Genomic DNA, 15,209 nt, shown 5'->3' on the forward strand with positions numbered 1-15,209 from the left:
CTTCCGTCCCGTTCATTCCCTAGCGTTCCGGCCAGTGCCAGACCGGTGCGTTCAGCATCCCCTGGCCGTCGATCCTGGTCTGGCTGTCCTGCTTCACCAGCCCGATCGGATTGCAATCCGGAATTTCCTCCAGCGCGGCAATAAGGCGGCTGGCGTGCGACACCACCCACACCTGCGTCCGACGCGATGCGAGGCCGATCAATCGCGCCAGCGCCGGCAGCAGGTCGGGGTGCAGGCTGGTCTCCGGCTCGTTGAGCACCATCAGCGGCGGGGGCCGCGGAGTCAGCAGGGCGGCGATCCATAGCAGATAGCGCAGTGTGCCGTCGGAAAGTTCCGCCGCCGACAGTGGCCGCAGCAGGCCGTGCTGGCGGAACTCGAGCGAAAGGCGGCCGCCCTCGACGACCACCGCCACGCGCGCGCCCGGGAAGGCGTCCGCCACGGCCGCGTCGAGTGCCGCGCCATCCCCGATCTCTCGGATCGTCGCCCAAGCCGCGGCGAGGTCGTGCCCGTCATGGCTGAGCACCGGCGTGCGCGTGCCGAGCTGCGGCAGCCGTGCAGGCGCGTCCGCGTCGGCGCGAAAGTGGTCGTAGAAGCGCCATCCGCGGATCGTCTCGCGCAGTTGCAGCACTTCGGGAGCATTGTGCGGGTCGGCCAGTTGGGCGAAGAGCGTCTCGTATGCACCCAGGTGCTCACCGGCTACTCGCCAGCCTTCGCCCTCGCGCACGCGCACCAGCGGACCGCGGCGGTCGACGAGGAGGTTTCCCTGGCGCAGGAACGGACCGCTCCAGATCGCTTCCCGCTTGATCTCCGGATCCCGCGCGAACAACGATTGCGATGGCGTGGGCAGCCCGAGATCGATGGCGTAGCCGAAGTCGTCGCCCGCGAACCCCAGCTTCAGAGAGACCGGTTTCCTTCGGGGCCCGTCTTCAATGGGCACCTCGCCACGCCGCATGCGGTCGCTGATCGCCTCCGGGCCTGCCCAGAGCGTCGAGTCCAGGCCGCCCTCCCGCACCAGCGCCGGGACGACGCCTTCCTGTGCAGTCTCGGCAAGCAGGCGAAGCGCGCGGTAGAGGCTCGATTTGCCGCTGCCGTTGGCGCCAGTGACCACGTTGAGCTGCGCCAATGGCACGACCAGCTCGTGCAACGATCGGTAATGGGCGACGGCGAGCGTGGCAAGCATGGGGCCTCGGACGGGTGGCTGCGAAGGAAACTCGGAATTGCTACGCCATCGGCAACTTCACCCCCTGCTCGAGCGCACATTCCTTCGCAATGCCGTAACCCGCATCCGCGTGCCGCATTACCCCGGTCCCCGGATCGTTCCACAGCACCCGCGCAATCCGCCTGTCAGCTTCCGACGTACCGTCGCAAACTATCACCACGCCGCTGTGCTGGCTGTAGCCCATCCCCACCCCACCGCCGTGGTGTAACGACACCCAGGTCGCGCCGCCGGCCACATTCAACATCGCGTTGAGCAGCGGCCAGTCGCTGACCGCATCGCTTCCGTCCATCATCGCTTCGGTTTCGCGGTTGGGTGAGGCGACGCTGCCGCTGTCGAGGTGGTCGCGGCCGATCACCACCGGCGCCTTGAGCTCGCCGGTGCGCACCATTTCGTTGAACGCCAGGCCCAGCTTGTGGCGCAGGCCCAGGCCGACCCAGCAGATGCGTGCGGGCAGGCCCTGGAAGCTGATGCGTTCGCGCGCCATGTCCAGCCAGTTGTGCAGGTGGGCGTCGTCGGGGATCAGTTCCTTGACCTTGGCGTCGGTCCTGTAGATGTCCTCGGGATCGCCGCTCAGCGCGACCCAGCGAAACGGCCCGATGCCGCGGCAGAACAGCGGCCGCACGTAGGCCGGGACGAAACCGGGAAAGTCGAACGCGTTCGCGCAGCCTTCGTCCTTCGCCATCTGGCGGATGTTGTTGCCGTAATCCACGGTGGGAATGCCCTGCGCGTGGAACTTCAGCATCGCCTCGACGTGCACGCGCATGGATTTCTTCGCCGCGTCCCGCACCTTGTCCGGGTTCGCTTTCTGTTCGGCCAGCCACTGCTCCACGGTCCAGCCGATCGGCAGGTAGCCGTGTACTGGGTCGTGCGCGCTGGTCTGGTCGGTCACCGCATCCGGCCGCACACCACGTTCGACGAGCTGCGGCAGGATTTCGCCGGCATTTCCCAGCAGTGCGATGGATTTGGCTTCGCCCGCCTTGGTGTACTTGTCGATGCGTGCGAGCGCGTCGTCGAGATCGGTCGCCTGCTCGTCGACGTAACGCGTCTTCAAGCGGAAATCGATGCTGGTCTGACGGCATTCGATGTTGAGGCTGCAGGCGCCGGCCAGCGACGCGGCCAGCGGTTGCGCGCCGCCCATGCCGCCGAGACCCGCGGTGAGGATCCATTTGCCTTTCAGGCTGCCGCCGTAATGCTGGCGACCCATCTCGACGAAGGTTTCATAGGTGCCCTGCACGATCCCCTGCGAGCCGATGTAGATCCACGAGCCGGCCGTCATCTGGCCGTACATCATCAGGCCCTTGCGATCGAGCTCGTTGAAGTGCTCCCACGTCGCCCAGTGCGGCACCAGGTTGGAATTGGCGATCAGCACACGCGGCGCGTCGGCGTGCGTGGGAAACACGCCCACCGGCTTTCCGGATTGCACCAGCAGGGTTTCGTCGTCGCCGAGGGTCCTGAGCGTTTCCAGGATCCTGTCGTAGCAGGCCCAGTCGCGCGCGGCGCGGCCGATGCCGCCGTAGACCACCAGGTCCTCGGGGCGTTCGGCCACGTCCGGGTCGAGGTTGTTCTGCAGCATGCGGAACGGTGCCTCGGTGAGCCAGCTCCGGCAGCTCAGCGTGGCGCCGCGCGGCGCGCGGATGCTGCGGGAGGGATCGTGGCGCGGGTCGCTCATGGTGTCTCCGGAAAGTGCGTGTCGTCTTGCGGGAAGTGTGCGCCGCAGGCTCCCGCGCTGCCAGCCGTGCGCCCTTCCGAACACGCCCTGCGCCGCCGGAATCGGCACGTTCTTGCAATTCCGGGCGCCGCATGTATACAGTGTATACATGACGCCTCGCACCACCGCTGAACGCATCCTCAATGCCGCCCGCCTGCTGTTCGAGCGCGAAGGGCCTGGCGCGGTGAGCATGCGCCGGGTGGCCGAGGCGGTCGGGATCACGCCAATGGCGATCTACCGCCACTTCCCCAATCGCGAGGCGCTGCTCAAGCGCATCAGCGACGACAGCTTCAACGAGATCGCCCATCACTGGGCGGCGCGCAAGTCGGGCGGCGACCCGATCGCGCAACTGGTGGCGATCCAGCTGATCTACCTCGACTACGCGCTGGCGCACCCGCACCTGTTCGACCATGCGTTCTCGGTGCGACGCGACGACGCGCGGCGCTTCCCCGAGGATTTTCACGCGCGGCGGTCGCCCACGGCGAACGTGGCCTACGACGCGGTGGTCGAGGCGCAGCAGCAGGGCGTGCTGCGCGCCGGCGATCCCTGGGACATCACGATGACCCTGTGGGGGCATTCGCACGGGCTGATCGCGCTGTACCGCGCCGGTCGCTTCAGCTACGACGATCGCCGCTTCCAGGCCTTTTACGAAGCGTCGCTGGGGAGACTGCTCGATGGACTCAGGAACTGATCACCTGTCGCCGATGGTCGCGGCCGTCGCAGTCACGCTGACCGCGCTGGGCTGGTGGTTCGGCACCGCGTTGCAGCCGCTGTGGTGGGCGGCGTCGCTGGCGCCGCTGCCGCTGCTGGCGGTCGCGTTGCGCATGCGTGCGCGCTGGGCCGCGCTGGCGACGTTCGTCGCGTTCGCGCTGGGTGGCCTGAACCTGTGGCACTACCTGCACGACGTGATCCGGTTGCCGCTGGCGGTCGTGCTGCAGGCGATCTCGATGCCGGCACTGGCGATGATCCCGGTGGTGCTGCTGTTCCGCGCGCTGGCGCGACGCGGCTGGCTGCTGGCGGCGACGTTCTCCGTGCCCGCCTCCGCCACCGGCCTGGCCTGGCTGTCCGCGCGGCTGTCGCCGCACGGCACCTTCGGCAACATCGCGTACACGCAGATGGACGCGGTGCCGGTGCTGCAGGTGGCCGCGCTCGTCGGCCTGTGGGGCGTGGGCTTCCTGGTCTGGCTGGGGCCGTCGATGCTGGCGGCGGCGTTCGCCGCGCCGGGCAGCCCGCGGCAGCGCGCGTCGGCCCTGCTCGCCGGTGCCTGCGTGCTGGCGCTGGCGCTGGGCCTCGGCGCGTGGCGGCTGCAGCCCGATGCGGCATCGTCACGGGTGCGCGTAGCGCTGCTCAGTGTGGGTGGCGACGGCAGCCACAGCGCCGACCTCGATGCGGAGGCCGGGCGTCGTCTGCTGGCGCGCTACGTCGAGGAAATCGAGCGCATCGCCAGTGGCGATGATGTCGATGTCGTGGTCATGCCCGAATCCGCGCTGCTGGTGCGGTCGCACGCCATCGCGCCGCTGCAGTCGCTGGCCGATCGCCACGGTGTCCGCATCGTGATCGGTGCCGAAGACCACACCGATCCGGCGCGCAAACGCAACTCCGCGCTGGTGTTCGACCCGGGCACGCCGATGCCCGCCGCGTACCACAAGCGGCACCTGATCCCGGGGCTGGAAGCGCGCTACACGCCCGGCGACACGCGCATCATGCTCGGTGGGGCGCCGGCCACGGGCGTGTCGATCTGCAAGGATCTCGACTTCACTGCCACCGCTCGCGACCACGCTGCACGCGGCACCCAGTTGCTGCTGGTGCCGGCCTGGGACTTCGACGTGGACGCCTGGCTGCACGGACGCATGGCGGTGATGCGCGGCGTGGAAGGCGGGTTCGCGATCGCCCGCGCGGCGCGCGATGGCGACCTGACCCTCAGCGACGATCGCGGCCGCGTGCTGGCCGAAGCTTCCGCGGTGGGCGCTGACGGGCCGGTGTCGCTGGTGGCGGATCTGCCCCTGCGGGCGACGCGCACGCCCTACCGGCTCTGGGGCGACGCCTTCGGCCCGGCATGCCTGCTGCTGGCGGGTTTGCTCGCGTCCAGCCTGTTACTGGGCCGCGCGCGAGGACGCTAGCGGTCGGCACGAGCATGGCGGACCGGCGCGACCCGATCCGATCCGATCAGCGGATCGAGGGATCGAGCCTGCGCAGCGCGTCGCGCAGGTCGGCCGAACCGGTGCGCTCGATGTCCTCGCGCGTGTAGACGCGCCCGGCGGCATTGACGCACTCGTCCTCGGACTTCTTCGAGCGGTTGCGGGTCGCGACGATGCGCGATCCGGTTTCGCGGATGCAGAAGCGTTCGTCGGGATCGGCCTTCCTGGTCGCGGCGCGGCCGGCTTCCTCGGGTTCCTCGTCCTGCGCCAATGCGGTCGCAGGCATGGCGAAGGCGAGCGCGGCGGCAGCAAACAAGGCGGCGAGCAGCGGCCTGGACGGACGATCGGGCAGACGGGACAGCATGGGGCACCTCGCGGAAGAACCGGCCGGACGGCCATCCTCCAACATACGCCCTGCCGGCGACGATTCAACCGGGGGCGCCGCCGCGATTCAGACCCCTGTCAGCGTGGTCCCGCCATGTCGCGGGCCTCGCCATCGACGATGCCGCCGTTCACCGACGCTGCTGGCCCGGCTGGGATTCCGGCCCGGGCCACGACCGGTCGATTCCGACATTTCACGCGCACCCGCTGCGCGGGCTGCGTTGCGCGACGCGATTGTCCGCGCCGTGTCGACGGCGGCGGCTGTCACACTGGTCCGTATCATGTCCGGATGAACGGCCTGCATCGCCTCCTCGTTCCGCTGTGCCTGCTGCTGCTCGGCGCCTGCGCGACGCCCGGAATCGCCCCGCAGACCGACGCGCCGCGCACGTTGCTGCTGGTCTCGCTCGACGGCGTGCATCCGTCGTACCTCGGACGTGGCGACACGCCGAACCTCGACCGGCTGGCGCGCGAAGGCGTGCAGGCGGCGTGGATGAACCCGTCCTACCCGTCGCTGACGTTCCCGAACCACTACACGATCGTGACCGGGCTGCGGCCGGACCGGCACGGCATCGTCCACAACACGATGCACGACGATGCCCTCGGCGGATTCTGGCTGGCGAACCGCGAAGCGGTCGGAGACGGCCGCTGGTGGAGCGGCGAGCCGATCTGGGTCGCGGCCGAGAACGCCGGCCTGGCGACCGCCACGCTGTCGTGGCCGGGCAGCGAAGCGCCGGTCGCCGATGTCCGCCCGGCGCGCTGGCATCCATTCGACGCGGATCGCCCGATCGCCGCGCGTATCGACATGGTGGCAGGATGGCTGGCCGAGCCCATCGCCACCCGCCCCCGGCTCGCGACGCTCTATTTCGAACACCCCGACGGCAGCGCACACGCGCACGGGCCGCATTCGGCGGAATTGCGCGCGACGATGCGCGAGGTCGATGCCGCGATCGGCACGCTGCTCGCCAGGCTCGAGTCCGCGGGCGTGCGCGATGCTACCGACCTGGTCATCGTGTCCGACCACGGCATGGCCGAAGTGCCCGAAGGCCAGGTGGTCGCGACCGAAGAGATGGCCGACCCGGAGATCGCGACGCTGGTGATGCATGGGCAGGTGGTCGGCTTCCGCCCGGTCGAGGGTCGCGAGACGGAGGCGGAGCGCGCGCTGCTCGGCCGCCACGCGCACCACCAATGCTGGCGCAGGCACGAACTGCCGCCACGCTGGCGCTATGGCACGCATCCGCGGGTGCCGGCGATCGTCTGCCAGATGGACAAGGGCTGGGACGCGCTCCCCCGCAAGTCCCTGGCACGCCGGCCATCGGGCACGCGCGGTTCGCACGGCTACGATCCGGCGGAACCGGAGATGCGCGCGATCTTCATCGCCAACGGCCCATCGTTCCGGCGCGGCGCCACCCTCCCCGCGTTCGACAACGTGGACGTGTACCCGCTGCTCGCGCGCCTGCTCGGGGTCCCGCCCGCGCCCAACGACGGCGCCCTGGAAACCCTGCTCCCCGCCCTGAGCGAGCCGCTGCCGCACGCGGCCCCTCCCCCGTCGCATTGATGTCCGAAAACGGCGAGTCCGGTGCCCGTCGCGGCGCTAGACTGCGCCCATGCCGATTCCCGCCCTGCCCGACGTTGCAATCTGCGAACAGGCGCGCCTGAGCCGCGATGCGCGCTTCGACGGCCTGTTCTTCACCGCGGTCTCGAGCACCGGCATCTACTGCCGTCCGACCTGCCCGGCGCCGGCCCCGAAGCCGCGCAACGTGCGCTATTACGCGAACGCGGCCGCGGCCGAGTCGGCGGGCTACCGCCCCTGCCTGCGCTGCCGCCCGGAGCTCTCCCCCGCCGACGGCGCCTGGCGACGCGGCGACGACACCATCGCACGCGCACTCAAGCTGATCGACCAGGGCCTGCTCGCCGAACAGCCGCTGGCGGCGCTGGCCGCGCGCGTGCACGTGGGCGAACGGCAGTTGCGGCGGCTGTTCGTCGAACGCCTCGGCGCACCGCCGACCGGCGTGCACGGCACCCGCAGGCTGCTGTTCGCCAAGCAGTTGCTGACCGAAACGACCCTGCCGATCACCGGGATCGCGCTCGCCGCCGGCTTCGGTAGCCTGCGCCGGTTCAATACCACGTTCCGCGAGGCCTACCGGATGGCGCCGCGTGAACTGCGCCGGCGTCCGCGCCCGGCCGATGGCGACGTGCTCGCGCTGCGGCTGGCCTATCGACCGCCCTACGACTTCGCGGCGATGCTGGATTTCCTGCGCGGGCGCGCGCTGCCCGGGGTGGAGGTGGTCGACGCCACGCATTACCTGCGCGTGATCGGCGATGCCGACGCGCCCGGTTGGCTGCGCGTGGGTGCATGGCCGCGCGGCGATGGCGAGGAGGGGCACGCGCTGAAGCTGGAAGTGCACGGCTGCCCGCCGGCACGGTTGCTGGGCCTGGTCGAACGCGTGCGCCGCATGTTCGACCTCGACGCCGATCCGCGCGCGATCAACGACACGCTGTCGCGCGACCCGCGCCTGCGTGCGCTGGTGCGCAAGCGGCCGGGCCTGCGCCTGCCGAGCGGCTGGGAAGGCTTCGAGATCGCGCTGCGCGCGGTGATCGGCCAGCAGGTCAGCGTCGCCGCCGCGCGCACGCTCACCACGCGCCTGGCCGAGCGCTTCGGCACGCCGCTGCCGGATGCGTTCGCGGCGCGTGGCCTGGCGCATTTCTTCCCGGCGCCGGAGCGCCTGGTCGATGCGGACCTGGCCGGCATCGGCCTGACCGCCGCGCGCGCGGCGACGATCCGCACGATCGCGCAGGCGGTGGTGGACGGGCGCGTGGACTTCCGCGCCGAACGCACGCTCGACGAGATCGTCGAGCGCTGGACCGCACTGCCCGGCATCGGGCCGTGGACCGCGCAGTACATCGCGCTGCGCGCGCTCGGTCATCCCGACGCCTTCCCCGCCGAAGACCTGGTGCTGCAGAAGCACGCCGTCGGCGACGGCGGTCGGCTGACCAGCAGGCAGTTGCTGGTCCACGCAGAGCCATGGCGTCCGTGGCGCGGCTACGCCGTGATCCAGCTGTGGCGCGACGCGGCGCTGGCGCCCCGCCCCGCCACGACCCAGTCCAGACCCCGGAAGCCCACCGCACGCAGGAGCGCGGCATGAACGTCCAGACCACCTTCGTCGACAGCCCGGTCGGCCCCCTGTTCCTCGCCGCGGACGACAGCGGCCTGCGCGCGATCGAGTTCCGCGACAACCGCCACCCGGTCCGGCGCGGCGACGACTGGCAGGTAGGCGACAACGCGGTCCTGCGCATGGCCCGCCGCCAGCTGGGCGAGTACTTCGCCGGCGAACGGCGCACGTTCGACCTGCCGCTGTCGCCGCACGGCACCGAATTCCAGTGCAACGTCTGGGCCACGCTGGCGACGATTCCCTATGGTGAGACGCTCAGCTACGCGCAGCTCGCCGCGCGCGTCGGCCGACCGGGCGCGTCGCGTGCGGTCGGCGCCGCCAACGGCCGCAACCCGCTGCCGATCGTGCTGCCCTGCCACCGTGTGATCGGCGCCGACGGCGCGCTCACCGGGTTCGGCGGCGGCCTGCCGACCAAGCAGTACCTGCTCAAGCTCGAGGGCGCCTTGCCGCAGGAATTCGAATTGTTCGCCTAGCGCGGACTCGATCCACCCTGCGTCGTCTGCGTCAGCCGCGCCGCGATCGCGCGCCGGAATGGCGGCAGGCCGTTGGCGATCCGCAGGATCGCGCCGCGCAGACCGCGCGCGGCGGCCCGGTCGTCGGTGAACACGCGCACCACCAGCCGCGTCGCGGCGTAGATCGGCCAGGCCGCGGCACGATGCCGGCGCCGGTACTCGTCCAGCACCGCGTCGGAGCCGATGTCGCGTCCTTCCCCGTGCGCCCGCAGTACCGCATCGGCCAGGGTCGCCTGTCCCTGCAGGCCGAGATTGAAGCCGTGCGCCGTCACCGGGTGCATGCCGACGGCGGCGTCGCCGACCAGTGCCGCGCGCGAGGCCGTGAAGCGGTCGGCGAACACCGACACCAGCGGATACACGTGGCGCGTGCCGATGGCGCGCATCGCGCCCAGCCGGCCACGCAGGCGGCGCTGCATGTCGGCCGCGAACGCGCCGTCGTCCAGAGCCTCGACCGCCGCCATCTCCTGCGGCGCCAGCGTCAGCACCACCGAGGCGCGATCGCCGTTGAGCGGCAGCAGCGCCAGCGTCTGGCCATAGTCGAACCACTCCCAGGCCACGTGCCCGTGCGGACGCTCGTGCGCGAGGCGCGCGACCAGCATCCGCTTGCCATGGTCGTACGAACGCGCGCCGATGCCGAGCATCCGCCGCACCTGGGAGAAACGGCTGTCGGCGGCGACCAGCAGGCGCGCCTGGATGCGCGCGCCGTCGTCCAGCGACAGCACGATGCGCTCGGCTTCGCGCGCCACGCCGCGCACCTCGCGCCCGGTCATCAGTTCGACCTCCGGCTGGCCGGCCACCAGCTCGTACGCCGTGCGCCGGATCAGATGGTTCGGCACCAGCCAGCCGAGCTGCGGGCTGCGACCATCGGCGGCGCTCACACGCAGGCCCCGGCTCGCGTCGCCGTCGACGACCTCCGCATCGCCCAGCACCGACACCTCGTCGGGATGGAAGCGCTGCCACAGGCCGAGCCGTTCGAGGATGGCGCGCGAGGCATGGGTGAGCGCGATCTCGCGCCCGTCGAATGCCGGTTCGGCGATCGCCTCCGCGGGCTGCCGCTCGACGATCGCGATCGACAGCCCGCTGCCGGCCAGGGAGCGCGCGAAGCACAGGCCCGCCGGGCCCGCTCCGACGATGGCGATGTCGACGTTCATGCATGCTCTCCGTTCTGGGGCGCCAAGCGTGCCCCGGCCATGGCCGCCATCGCATTGATCCAGGTCAGCGGGCGCGTGTACACGCTTCGTCGGCCGCAGGTGCGCCGGGTTACCGACCTGCCCGCTCAGCCCAGCAGGCGGTCGCGCAGCATGGTCGCGTAGCGCGTCGCCACCGCGTCGCGGTTCGGATGGCGCCCCTCGGCAACCACGCGCCGACCCGCGACCCGCACCTCGCGCACCGCCGGACGGTTGCCGCTGAAGAGCCAGCGGTCGGCGACATCCTGCGCGGTAGCGCCGGCCAGCAATGGCGAGTCGCCGTCGAGCACGACGACATCGTCGGTTGCGGCGAAACCGGTCGCCTGCGCGGCGCTGGCGAGGACGCCCTGCAGCAGCGTGGCTCCGACGCTGGGCGACGTCGCGGCGACGGCGATGTTGCGGCGCCGCGAGTGCAGTCGCTGCCCGTACTCCAGCCAGCGCAGTTCCTCGACCGGCGACACCGAGATGTGCGAATCGGAGCCGAGCCCCCAGGCCCCGCCGGCATCGAGGTAGTCGCGCAGCCGGAACAGGCCGTCGCCGAGGTTGGCCTCGGTGGTCGGACAGATCGCGACGGTCGCACCGGATCGGGCGACGCCCGCCACCTCCCAGTCGTTGAGGTGGGTCGCATGCACCAGCGTCCAGCGTGCGTCGACATCGGCGTTCTTCAGCAGCCACTCCACGGGTCGCAGGTCGCGCACCGCGATGCAGTCCTGCACTTCGCCCACCTGCTCGGCCACGTGGATGTGGATGCGCGCATCCGCCGGCAACGCCGCCAACGCCTCGCGCATCGCATCCGCCGGCACCGCGCGCAGGCTGTGCAGTGCGCAGCCCACGCGCAGCATCTCGTCCTGCTGCGCATGCAGCGCGTTGAACAGGCGCAGGTAGCCGTCGACCTCGTGTCCGAAGCGCTTCTGCCTCTCGTTGAGCGGGCGGCCGTCGAAGCCGCCGGTCATGTACAGCACCGGCAGCAGGGTCAGGCGGATGCCGGTCTCGCGCGCCGCCGCGACCAGCGCATCCGACATCGCCGTGGGCGTGGCGTACGGCCTGCCATCGGGCGCATGGTGCAGGTAGTGGAACTCGCAGACCGTGGTGTAGCCGGCCTCGAGCATCTCCACGTACAGCTGCGAGGCGACCGCGTGCAGCGAGTCCGGGTCGAAGCGCGCGGCCATGCGGTACATCGTCTCGCGCCAGGTCCAGAACGAGTCGGCCGGATCCGTCTGACGCTCCGCCAGGCCGGCCATCGCCCGTTGGAACGCGTGCGAATGCAGGTTTGCGATGCCTGGCAGGCGCCAGCCGGCGGGGACAGCTTCGATCGGGGACTCGGACGATCCGGACATCGTTGGTTCGGGGGACGACGGGAGTGCGCTAGGCTAACGCGCTCGCGCCCCCGTTCACAGGCCGCTTCCGGTATGTTCGAGTCCATCGCCATCGTCGCCCTGCTGCTGATCGCGGTGATCGTGGTGGTGCTGAAGTCGCGCGAGCGCCTGCGCTCGCCCGGTGCGCGACGCAGCCGCAATGGCGATGGCGGCGGTTCCGCGGGCCGCGACCACGATGTCGGAGGCGATGGCGGCGATGGCGGAGGCGGGGGTGACTGAGGTCTGGGACGGGCTGATCGTCGGCGCCAGCCTGGCCACGCTCGAGGGCGATGCCGGCTACGCGGAAATCGAGGACGGCGCGCTCGGCTGGCGCGGCGACCGGATCGCCTTCGCGGGGCGGCGCCGCGACCTGCCGGGAGAGCCCGACCGGATCGCCGCGACGGTGGTCGAGGCCGACGGCGGCTGCATCACGCCCGGCCTGGTCGATTGCCACACCCACCTGGTGTTCGCGGGCGATCGCGCCGGCGAGTTCGAACAGCGTCTGCAGGGCGTGAGCTACGAGGAAATCGCGCGCCGCGGCGGCGGCATCCGCTCCACCGTGGCCGCGACCCGCGACGCCAGCGAGGACGAGCTGCTGGCGCAGTCGCTGCCGCGCGCCCGCGCGTTGCTGGGCGACGGCGTGACCACCCTGGAAATCAAATCGGGCTACGGCCTGGACTTCGACAACGAACGCAAGATGCTGCGCGTGGCGCGCCGCATCGGCCAGTCGCTCGGCGTCGACGTGCGTACCACCTTCCTCGGCGCGCATGCGTTGCCGCGCGAGTACCTCGGGCGCGCCGACGACTACATCGACCGCGTGTGCGAGTGGCTGCCGCCGTTGCACGAGGAAGGCCTGGTGGACGCGGTCGACGCGTTCGCCGAGCGGATCGGCTTCAGCCTCGCCCAGACCCGACGCGTGTTCGAAGCGGCGCGCGCACTCGGGTTGCCGGTGAAACTGCATGCGGACCAGCTCGGCGACGGCAATGGTGCAGCCCTGGTCGCGGAGTTCGGCGGCATCTCGGCCGACCACGTCGAGTACACCTCGCCCGCGGGCGTGAGCGCGATGGCGCGCGCAGGCACGGTGGCCGTCCTGCTGCCCGGCGCCTTCCACGTGCTGCGCGAAACCCAGTTGCCTCCGCTGGCGGAATTCCGCGCGCAGGGCGTGCCGATGGCGGTCGCGACCGACTGCAATCCGGGCACCTCGCCGCTGCTGTCGCTGCGCCAGGCGATGCAACTGGCCTGCACGCATTTCCGCCTGACGCCGGAAGAGGCGCTGCGCGGCGCCACCGTGAACGCCGCGCGCGCACTCGGGCTCGGCGATCGTGGCGTGCTTCGCGTCGGCCTGCGTGCCGACTTCGTCCACTGGAACATCGCCCGTCCGGCCGAACTGTGCTACTGGCTGGGCGGCACCCTGGCATGCGCCGTCCATGCCGGCGGCCGAAGACTGTCCTGACCCACGGAGACCTCCGAATGTCGCTGCGCGCCACCCTCGCCGTCACCCTCTCGATCCTCGCCTCGGCGCCACTGCATGCCGACGACGACGCGCGGGGCCTCGCTCAGGACGCGACCATCGTCGATACCCATATCGACGCCCCCGGCATCCTTTCCGAGACCTGGGCCGACCTCGGCGTGGCCGCGCCGGACCGCGAGTTCGACTACCCGCGCGCGCGCCAGGGCGGGCTGGACGTCGCCTTCATGTCGATCTACACCTCGGCGCGCGAGGACGAGCAGGGCCGGGCCCGCCAGTCGGCGCATGCGCAGATCGATGCGGTCGAGGCGCTGGTGCAGCGGCATCCCGACAAGTTCGCGATCCTGACCTCGCCCGCCGACGTCGAGCGCCTGCGCGAAGGCGGCCGCGTACTGCTGCCGCTGGGGATGGAGAACGGCGCGCCGCTCGGCGACGACCTCGCCCAGGTGCAGGCATTCTTCGATCGCGGCATCCGCTACATCACCCTCGCCCACAGCGCCGCCAACCGCATCTCCGATTCTTCCTATGGTGTGGAGCGCAAATGGGACGGACTGAGCCCTTTCGGCCGCCAGGTCGTGGCCGAGATGAACCGGCTCGGGATCATGGTCGACGTCTCCCACGTGTCCGACGCGGCTGCCGCGCAGGCGATCGAGCTGAGCACGGTGCCGGTGATCGCCAGCCATTCCGCGTTCCGCCACTTCACGCCCGGTTTCGAGCGCAACATCAGCGACGAGCTGGCGCGCGCGATCGCGGACAGGGGCGGCGTGGTGCAGGTGCCGTTCGGCACCGCCTTCGTCAACCCGCAGGCCGCCACCGACATGCAGGCGCGGTTCCGCGCGCGCGCCGAGTTCGACCGGCGCAACGCCGAACTGGCCGCCGCCGGCAAGCCGACCGAGGATGCCGCGGCATTCGAGGCGGCGTGGGAACGCGACCATCCCACGCCGTCGACACCGCTGTCCGCGGTACTCGACCAGATCGACCATGGCGTCAAGCTGATGGGCGTCGACCACGTCGGCATCGGCTCCGACTTCGACGGTGTCGGCGGCGAACTCGCCGATGGGCTGCGCTCGGTCGCGGATTTCCCGAATCTGGTCGCCGGCCTGCAGGCGCGCGGCTATTCGGACGGGGACATCCGCAAGGTCCTCGGCGAGAACCTGCTCCGGGTCTGGCGCGAGGTGGAGGCGGGCGCGCGGCGCCAGCGCTGACTCGAACGCCCCGTGTCCCAGGGCATTGTCCGATTCCCATGAAAAAGCCCCGCATCGCGGGGCTTTTCTTTCACCACATCCGGACGGAACGGCTCACTCGCCCTTCGCGGCCGCCTTCTTCACCGCCTTCTTGGCGGGCGCCTTGGTCGCGGTCTTCGCCACCTTGGCCACCGGCGCGGCGGCGCTGCCCGTGGCCTTGGCCACGGCCTTCGGACGCGCGTTGCCGTAGCTGGAGGTGTAGCGCTTGCCCTTGGCGGTCTTGCGGTCGCCCTTGCCCATCGTCGTGCTCCTGGATCTTCGGAATTCGCTGGAAATACGGCCCGCGAGCCGCCGCGCATCGCGCGAGGTCGCGAAGTCTATCACGCAGGTGGACGCCGGAACGGATGGCGGGCGCGCCGGTCAGTGTGCGCAGGTGGCGTCGTGTACGTGACCGTGGTTGAGCCGCAGGTTCAGCAGGTGGCCGAGCCCGACCAGCGTGCCGCCCAGGGTCATCGCCACCGCGTGCGGCACCACCGACTCGTGCAGGGGGCTGTAGAGCACCGCCAGCCACAGCACCAGCAGACCCGGCAGCAGCAGGCCCAGGGCACGCAGCGCGCGATGGCGGCGGTAGCCCCATAGCAGGCTGAACACGCCGAGCAGGCTGGCGAACAGAACGAAGCCGAACTCGACACCATCGCTGAGCCAGACGGCCAGGCCGAGCGAAGGCAACGCCGCGATCAGCAGCGGCAGCAGCGCGCAGTGCGCGGCGCAGGCAAGCGAGCCTGCGGCGCCGAAGCGGTCGAGCCAGCGATGACGTTGCCTTGGGGACATGACCTTCGGGGTGTTGACAGCGGGACCGGGATCGGACCGTAATACTATAACATCAC

General features: G+C 70.9%; 15 protein-coding genes. 8 read left to right on the forward strand and 7 right to left on the reverse strand.

Features of this window, described 5'->3' with window-relative positions; genetic code table 11:
- Positions 1–19: 19 nt before the first annotated feature.
- Entirely contained in the window at positions 20–1,180 is a 1,161-nt protein-coding gene (locus JMO03_RS10095) for an AAA family ATPase (RefSeq protein WP_202842971.1), read from the reverse strand.
- Between the two features lie 40 nt (positions 1,181–1,220).
- Positions 1,221–2,888 (reverse strand): urocanate hydratase, encoded by a 1,668-nt coding sequence (hutU, locus tag JMO03_RS10100; RefSeq protein ID WP_202842973.1) that lies wholly within the window; start codon positions 2,886–2,888, stop codon positions 1,221–1,223.
- Positions 2,889–3,036: 148 nt separating this feature from the next.
- Between hutU and JMO03_RS10105 the strand changes: the two genes are divergently transcribed.
- On the forward strand, positions 3,037–3,618 hold the full coding sequence (locus JMO03_RS10105) for a TetR/AcrR family transcriptional regulator (RefSeq protein ID WP_202842975.1): 582 nt from the start codon (positions 3,037–3,039) through the stop codon (positions 3,616–3,618).
- The gene (locus JMO03_RS10110) at positions 3,602–5,047 is read left to right on the forward strand and encodes an apolipoprotein N-acyltransferase (protein WP_202842977.1); all 1,446 of its coding nucleotides are present in this window, start codon (positions 3,602–3,604) and stop codon (positions 5,045–5,047) included. Before JMO03_RS10105 ends, JMO03_RS10110 begins: the two co-directional genes overlap by 17 nt.
- A gap of 46 nt (positions 5,048–5,093) precedes the next feature.
- Here JMO03_RS10110 and JMO03_RS10115 read toward each other — a convergent pair whose 3' ends face one another.
- Positions 5,094–5,429, reverse strand: coding sequence for a hypothetical protein (locus JMO03_RS10115; RefSeq protein WP_202842979.1), 336 nt, complete (start codon positions 5,427–5,429; stop codon positions 5,094–5,096).
- A gap of 306 nt (positions 5,430–5,735) precedes the next feature.
- On the opposite strand from JMO03_RS10115, the gene JMO03_RS10120 reads away from it, so the two are divergent.
- Genes JMO03_RS10120 through JMO03_RS10130 form a run of 3 tightly spaced genes read left to right on the forward strand, consistent with a single transcriptional unit; the run spans position 5,736 to position 9,089 of the window.
- Positions 5,736–7,001 (forward strand): alkaline phosphatase family protein, encoded by a 1,266-nt coding sequence (locus JMO03_RS10120; protein ID WP_202842981.1) that lies wholly within the window; start codon positions 5,736–5,738, stop codon positions 6,999–7,001.
- Between the two features lie 49 nt (positions 7,002–7,050).
- Positions 7,051–8,589: a DNA-3-methyladenine glycosylase 2 family protein gene (locus tag JMO03_RS10125; protein WP_202842983.1), complete on the forward strand. Its 1,539-nt coding sequence runs from the start codon at positions 7,051–7,053 to the stop codon at positions 8,587–8,589.
- Positions 8,586–9,089, forward strand: a complete 504-nt coding sequence (locus JMO03_RS10130) for a methylated-DNA--[protein]-cysteine S-methyltransferase (protein WP_202842985.1) — start codon at positions 8,586–8,588, stop codon at positions 9,087–9,089. The genes JMO03_RS10125 and JMO03_RS10130 overlap by 4 nt, the downstream gene beginning before the upstream one ends.
- Here JMO03_RS10130 and ubiM read toward each other — a convergent pair.
- Positions 9,086–10,279 (reverse strand): 5-demethoxyubiquinol-8 5-hydroxylase UbiM, encoded by a 1,194-nt coding sequence (gene ubiM, locus JMO03_RS10135; RefSeq protein WP_202842986.1) that lies wholly within the window; start codon positions 10,277–10,279, stop codon positions 9,086–9,088. The genes JMO03_RS10130 and ubiM overlap by 4 nt on opposite strands.
- A 125-nt stretch (positions 10,280–10,404) precedes the next feature.
- Positions 10,405–11,652, reverse strand: coding sequence for a formimidoylglutamate deiminase (locus JMO03_RS10140; protein WP_202842988.1), 1,248 nt, complete (start codon positions 11,650–11,652; stop codon positions 10,405–10,407).
- 72 nt (positions 11,653–11,724) lie between these two features.
- Here JMO03_RS10140 and JMO03_RS10145 point away from each other — a divergent pair, with 72 nt between their 5' ends.
- Genes JMO03_RS10145 through JMO03_RS10155 form a run of 3 tightly spaced genes read left to right on the forward strand, consistent with a single transcriptional unit; the run spans position 11,725 to position 14,343 of the window.
- A complete protein-coding gene (locus JMO03_RS10145; RefSeq protein ID WP_202842990.1) occupies positions 11,725–11,910 on the forward strand; it encodes a hypothetical protein in 186 nt (61 codons plus the stop codon).
- Complete coding sequence (hutI, locus tag JMO03_RS10150; RefSeq protein WP_425491821.1) at positions 11,903–13,123, forward strand: imidazolonepropionase; 1,221 nt, start codon at positions 11,903–11,905, stop codon at positions 13,121–13,123. Before JMO03_RS10145 ends, hutI begins: the two co-directional genes overlap by 8 nt.
- 17 nt (positions 13,124–13,140) lie before the next feature.
- The gene (locus tag JMO03_RS10155) at positions 13,141–14,343 is read left to right on the forward strand and encodes a dipeptidase (RefSeq protein ID WP_202842992.1); all 1,203 of its coding nucleotides are present in this window, start codon (positions 13,141–13,143) and stop codon (positions 14,341–14,343) included.
- 93 nt (positions 14,344–14,436) lie between these two features.
- Here the strand turns inward: JMO03_RS10155 and JMO03_RS10160 are convergent, their stop codons facing one another.
- Together JMO03_RS10160 and JMO03_RS10165 are read right to left on the reverse strand one after the other, a co-directional pair.
- On the reverse strand, positions 14,437–14,622 hold the full coding sequence (locus JMO03_RS10160) for a 30S ribosomal protein THX (protein WP_202842994.1): 186 nt from the start codon (positions 14,620–14,622) through the stop codon (positions 14,437–14,439).
- A 120-nt stretch (positions 14,623–14,742) separates the two neighbouring features.
- On the reverse strand, positions 14,743–15,153 hold the full coding sequence (locus tag JMO03_RS10165; RefSeq protein ID WP_202842996.1) for a MerC domain-containing protein: 411 nt from the start codon (positions 15,151–15,153) through the stop codon (positions 14,743–14,745).
- Positions 15,154–15,209 lie beyond the last annotated feature (56 nt).

This window comes from Luteimonas saliphila (assembly GCF_016774335.1).
Taxonomy (GTDB): domain Bacteria; phylum Pseudomonadota; class Gammaproteobacteria; order Xanthomonadales; family Xanthomonadaceae; genus Luteimonas; species Luteimonas saliphila.

Coding starts and splice junctions, on each gene's coding strand:
- JMO03_RS10105 (WP_202842975.1), top strand. CDS start 3,037: ATGACGCCTCGCACCACCGCTGAACGCATCCTCAATGCCGCCCGCCTG.
- JMO03_RS10145 (WP_202842990.1), top strand. CDS start 11,725: ATGTTCGAGTCCATCGCCATCGTCGCCCTGCTGCTGATCGCGGTGATC.
- JMO03_RS10120 (WP_202842981.1), top strand. CDS start 5,736: ATGAACGGCCTGCATCGCCTCCTCGTTCCGCTGTGCCTGCTGCTGCTC.
- hutU (WP_202842973.1), bottom strand. CDS start 2,888: ATGAGCGACCCGCGCCACGATCCCTCCCGCAGCATCCGCGCGCCGCGC.
- JMO03_RS10115 (WP_202842979.1), bottom strand. CDS start 5,429: ATGCTGTCCCGTCTGCCCGATCGTCCGTCCAGGCCGCTGCTCGCCGCC.
- ubiM (WP_202842986.1), bottom strand. CDS start 10,279: ATGAACGTCGACATCGCCATCGTCGGAGCGGGCCCGGCGGGCCTGTGC.
- JMO03_RS10130 (WP_202842985.1), top strand. CDS start 8,586: ATGAACGTCCAGACCACCTTCGTCGACAGCCCGGTCGGCCCCCTGTTC.
- JMO03_RS10095 (WP_202842971.1), bottom strand. CDS start 1,180: ATGCTTGCCACGCTCGCCGTCGCCCATTACCGATCGTTGCACGAGCTG.
- JMO03_RS10110 (WP_202842977.1), top strand. CDS start 3,602: ATGGACTCAGGAACTGATCACCTGTCGCCGATGGTCGCGGCCGTCGCA.
- JMO03_RS10160 (WP_202842994.1), bottom strand. CDS start 14,622: ATGGGCAAGGGCGACCGCAAGACCGCCAAGGGCAAGCGCTACACCTCC.
- JMO03_RS10155 (WP_202842992.1), top strand. CDS start 13,141: ATGTCGCTGCGCGCCACCCTCGCCGTCACCCTCTCGATCCTCGCCTCG.
- JMO03_RS10165 (WP_202842996.1), bottom strand. CDS start 15,153: ATGTCCCCAAGGCAACGTCATCGCTGGCTCGACCGCTTCGGCGCCGCA.
- JMO03_RS10140 (WP_202842988.1), bottom strand. CDS start 11,652: ATGTCCGGATCGTCCGAGTCCCCGATCGAAGCTGTCCCCGCCGGCTGG.
- JMO03_RS10125 (WP_202842983.1), top strand. CDS start 7,051: ATGCCGATTCCCGCCCTGCCCGACGTTGCAATCTGCGAACAGGCGCGC.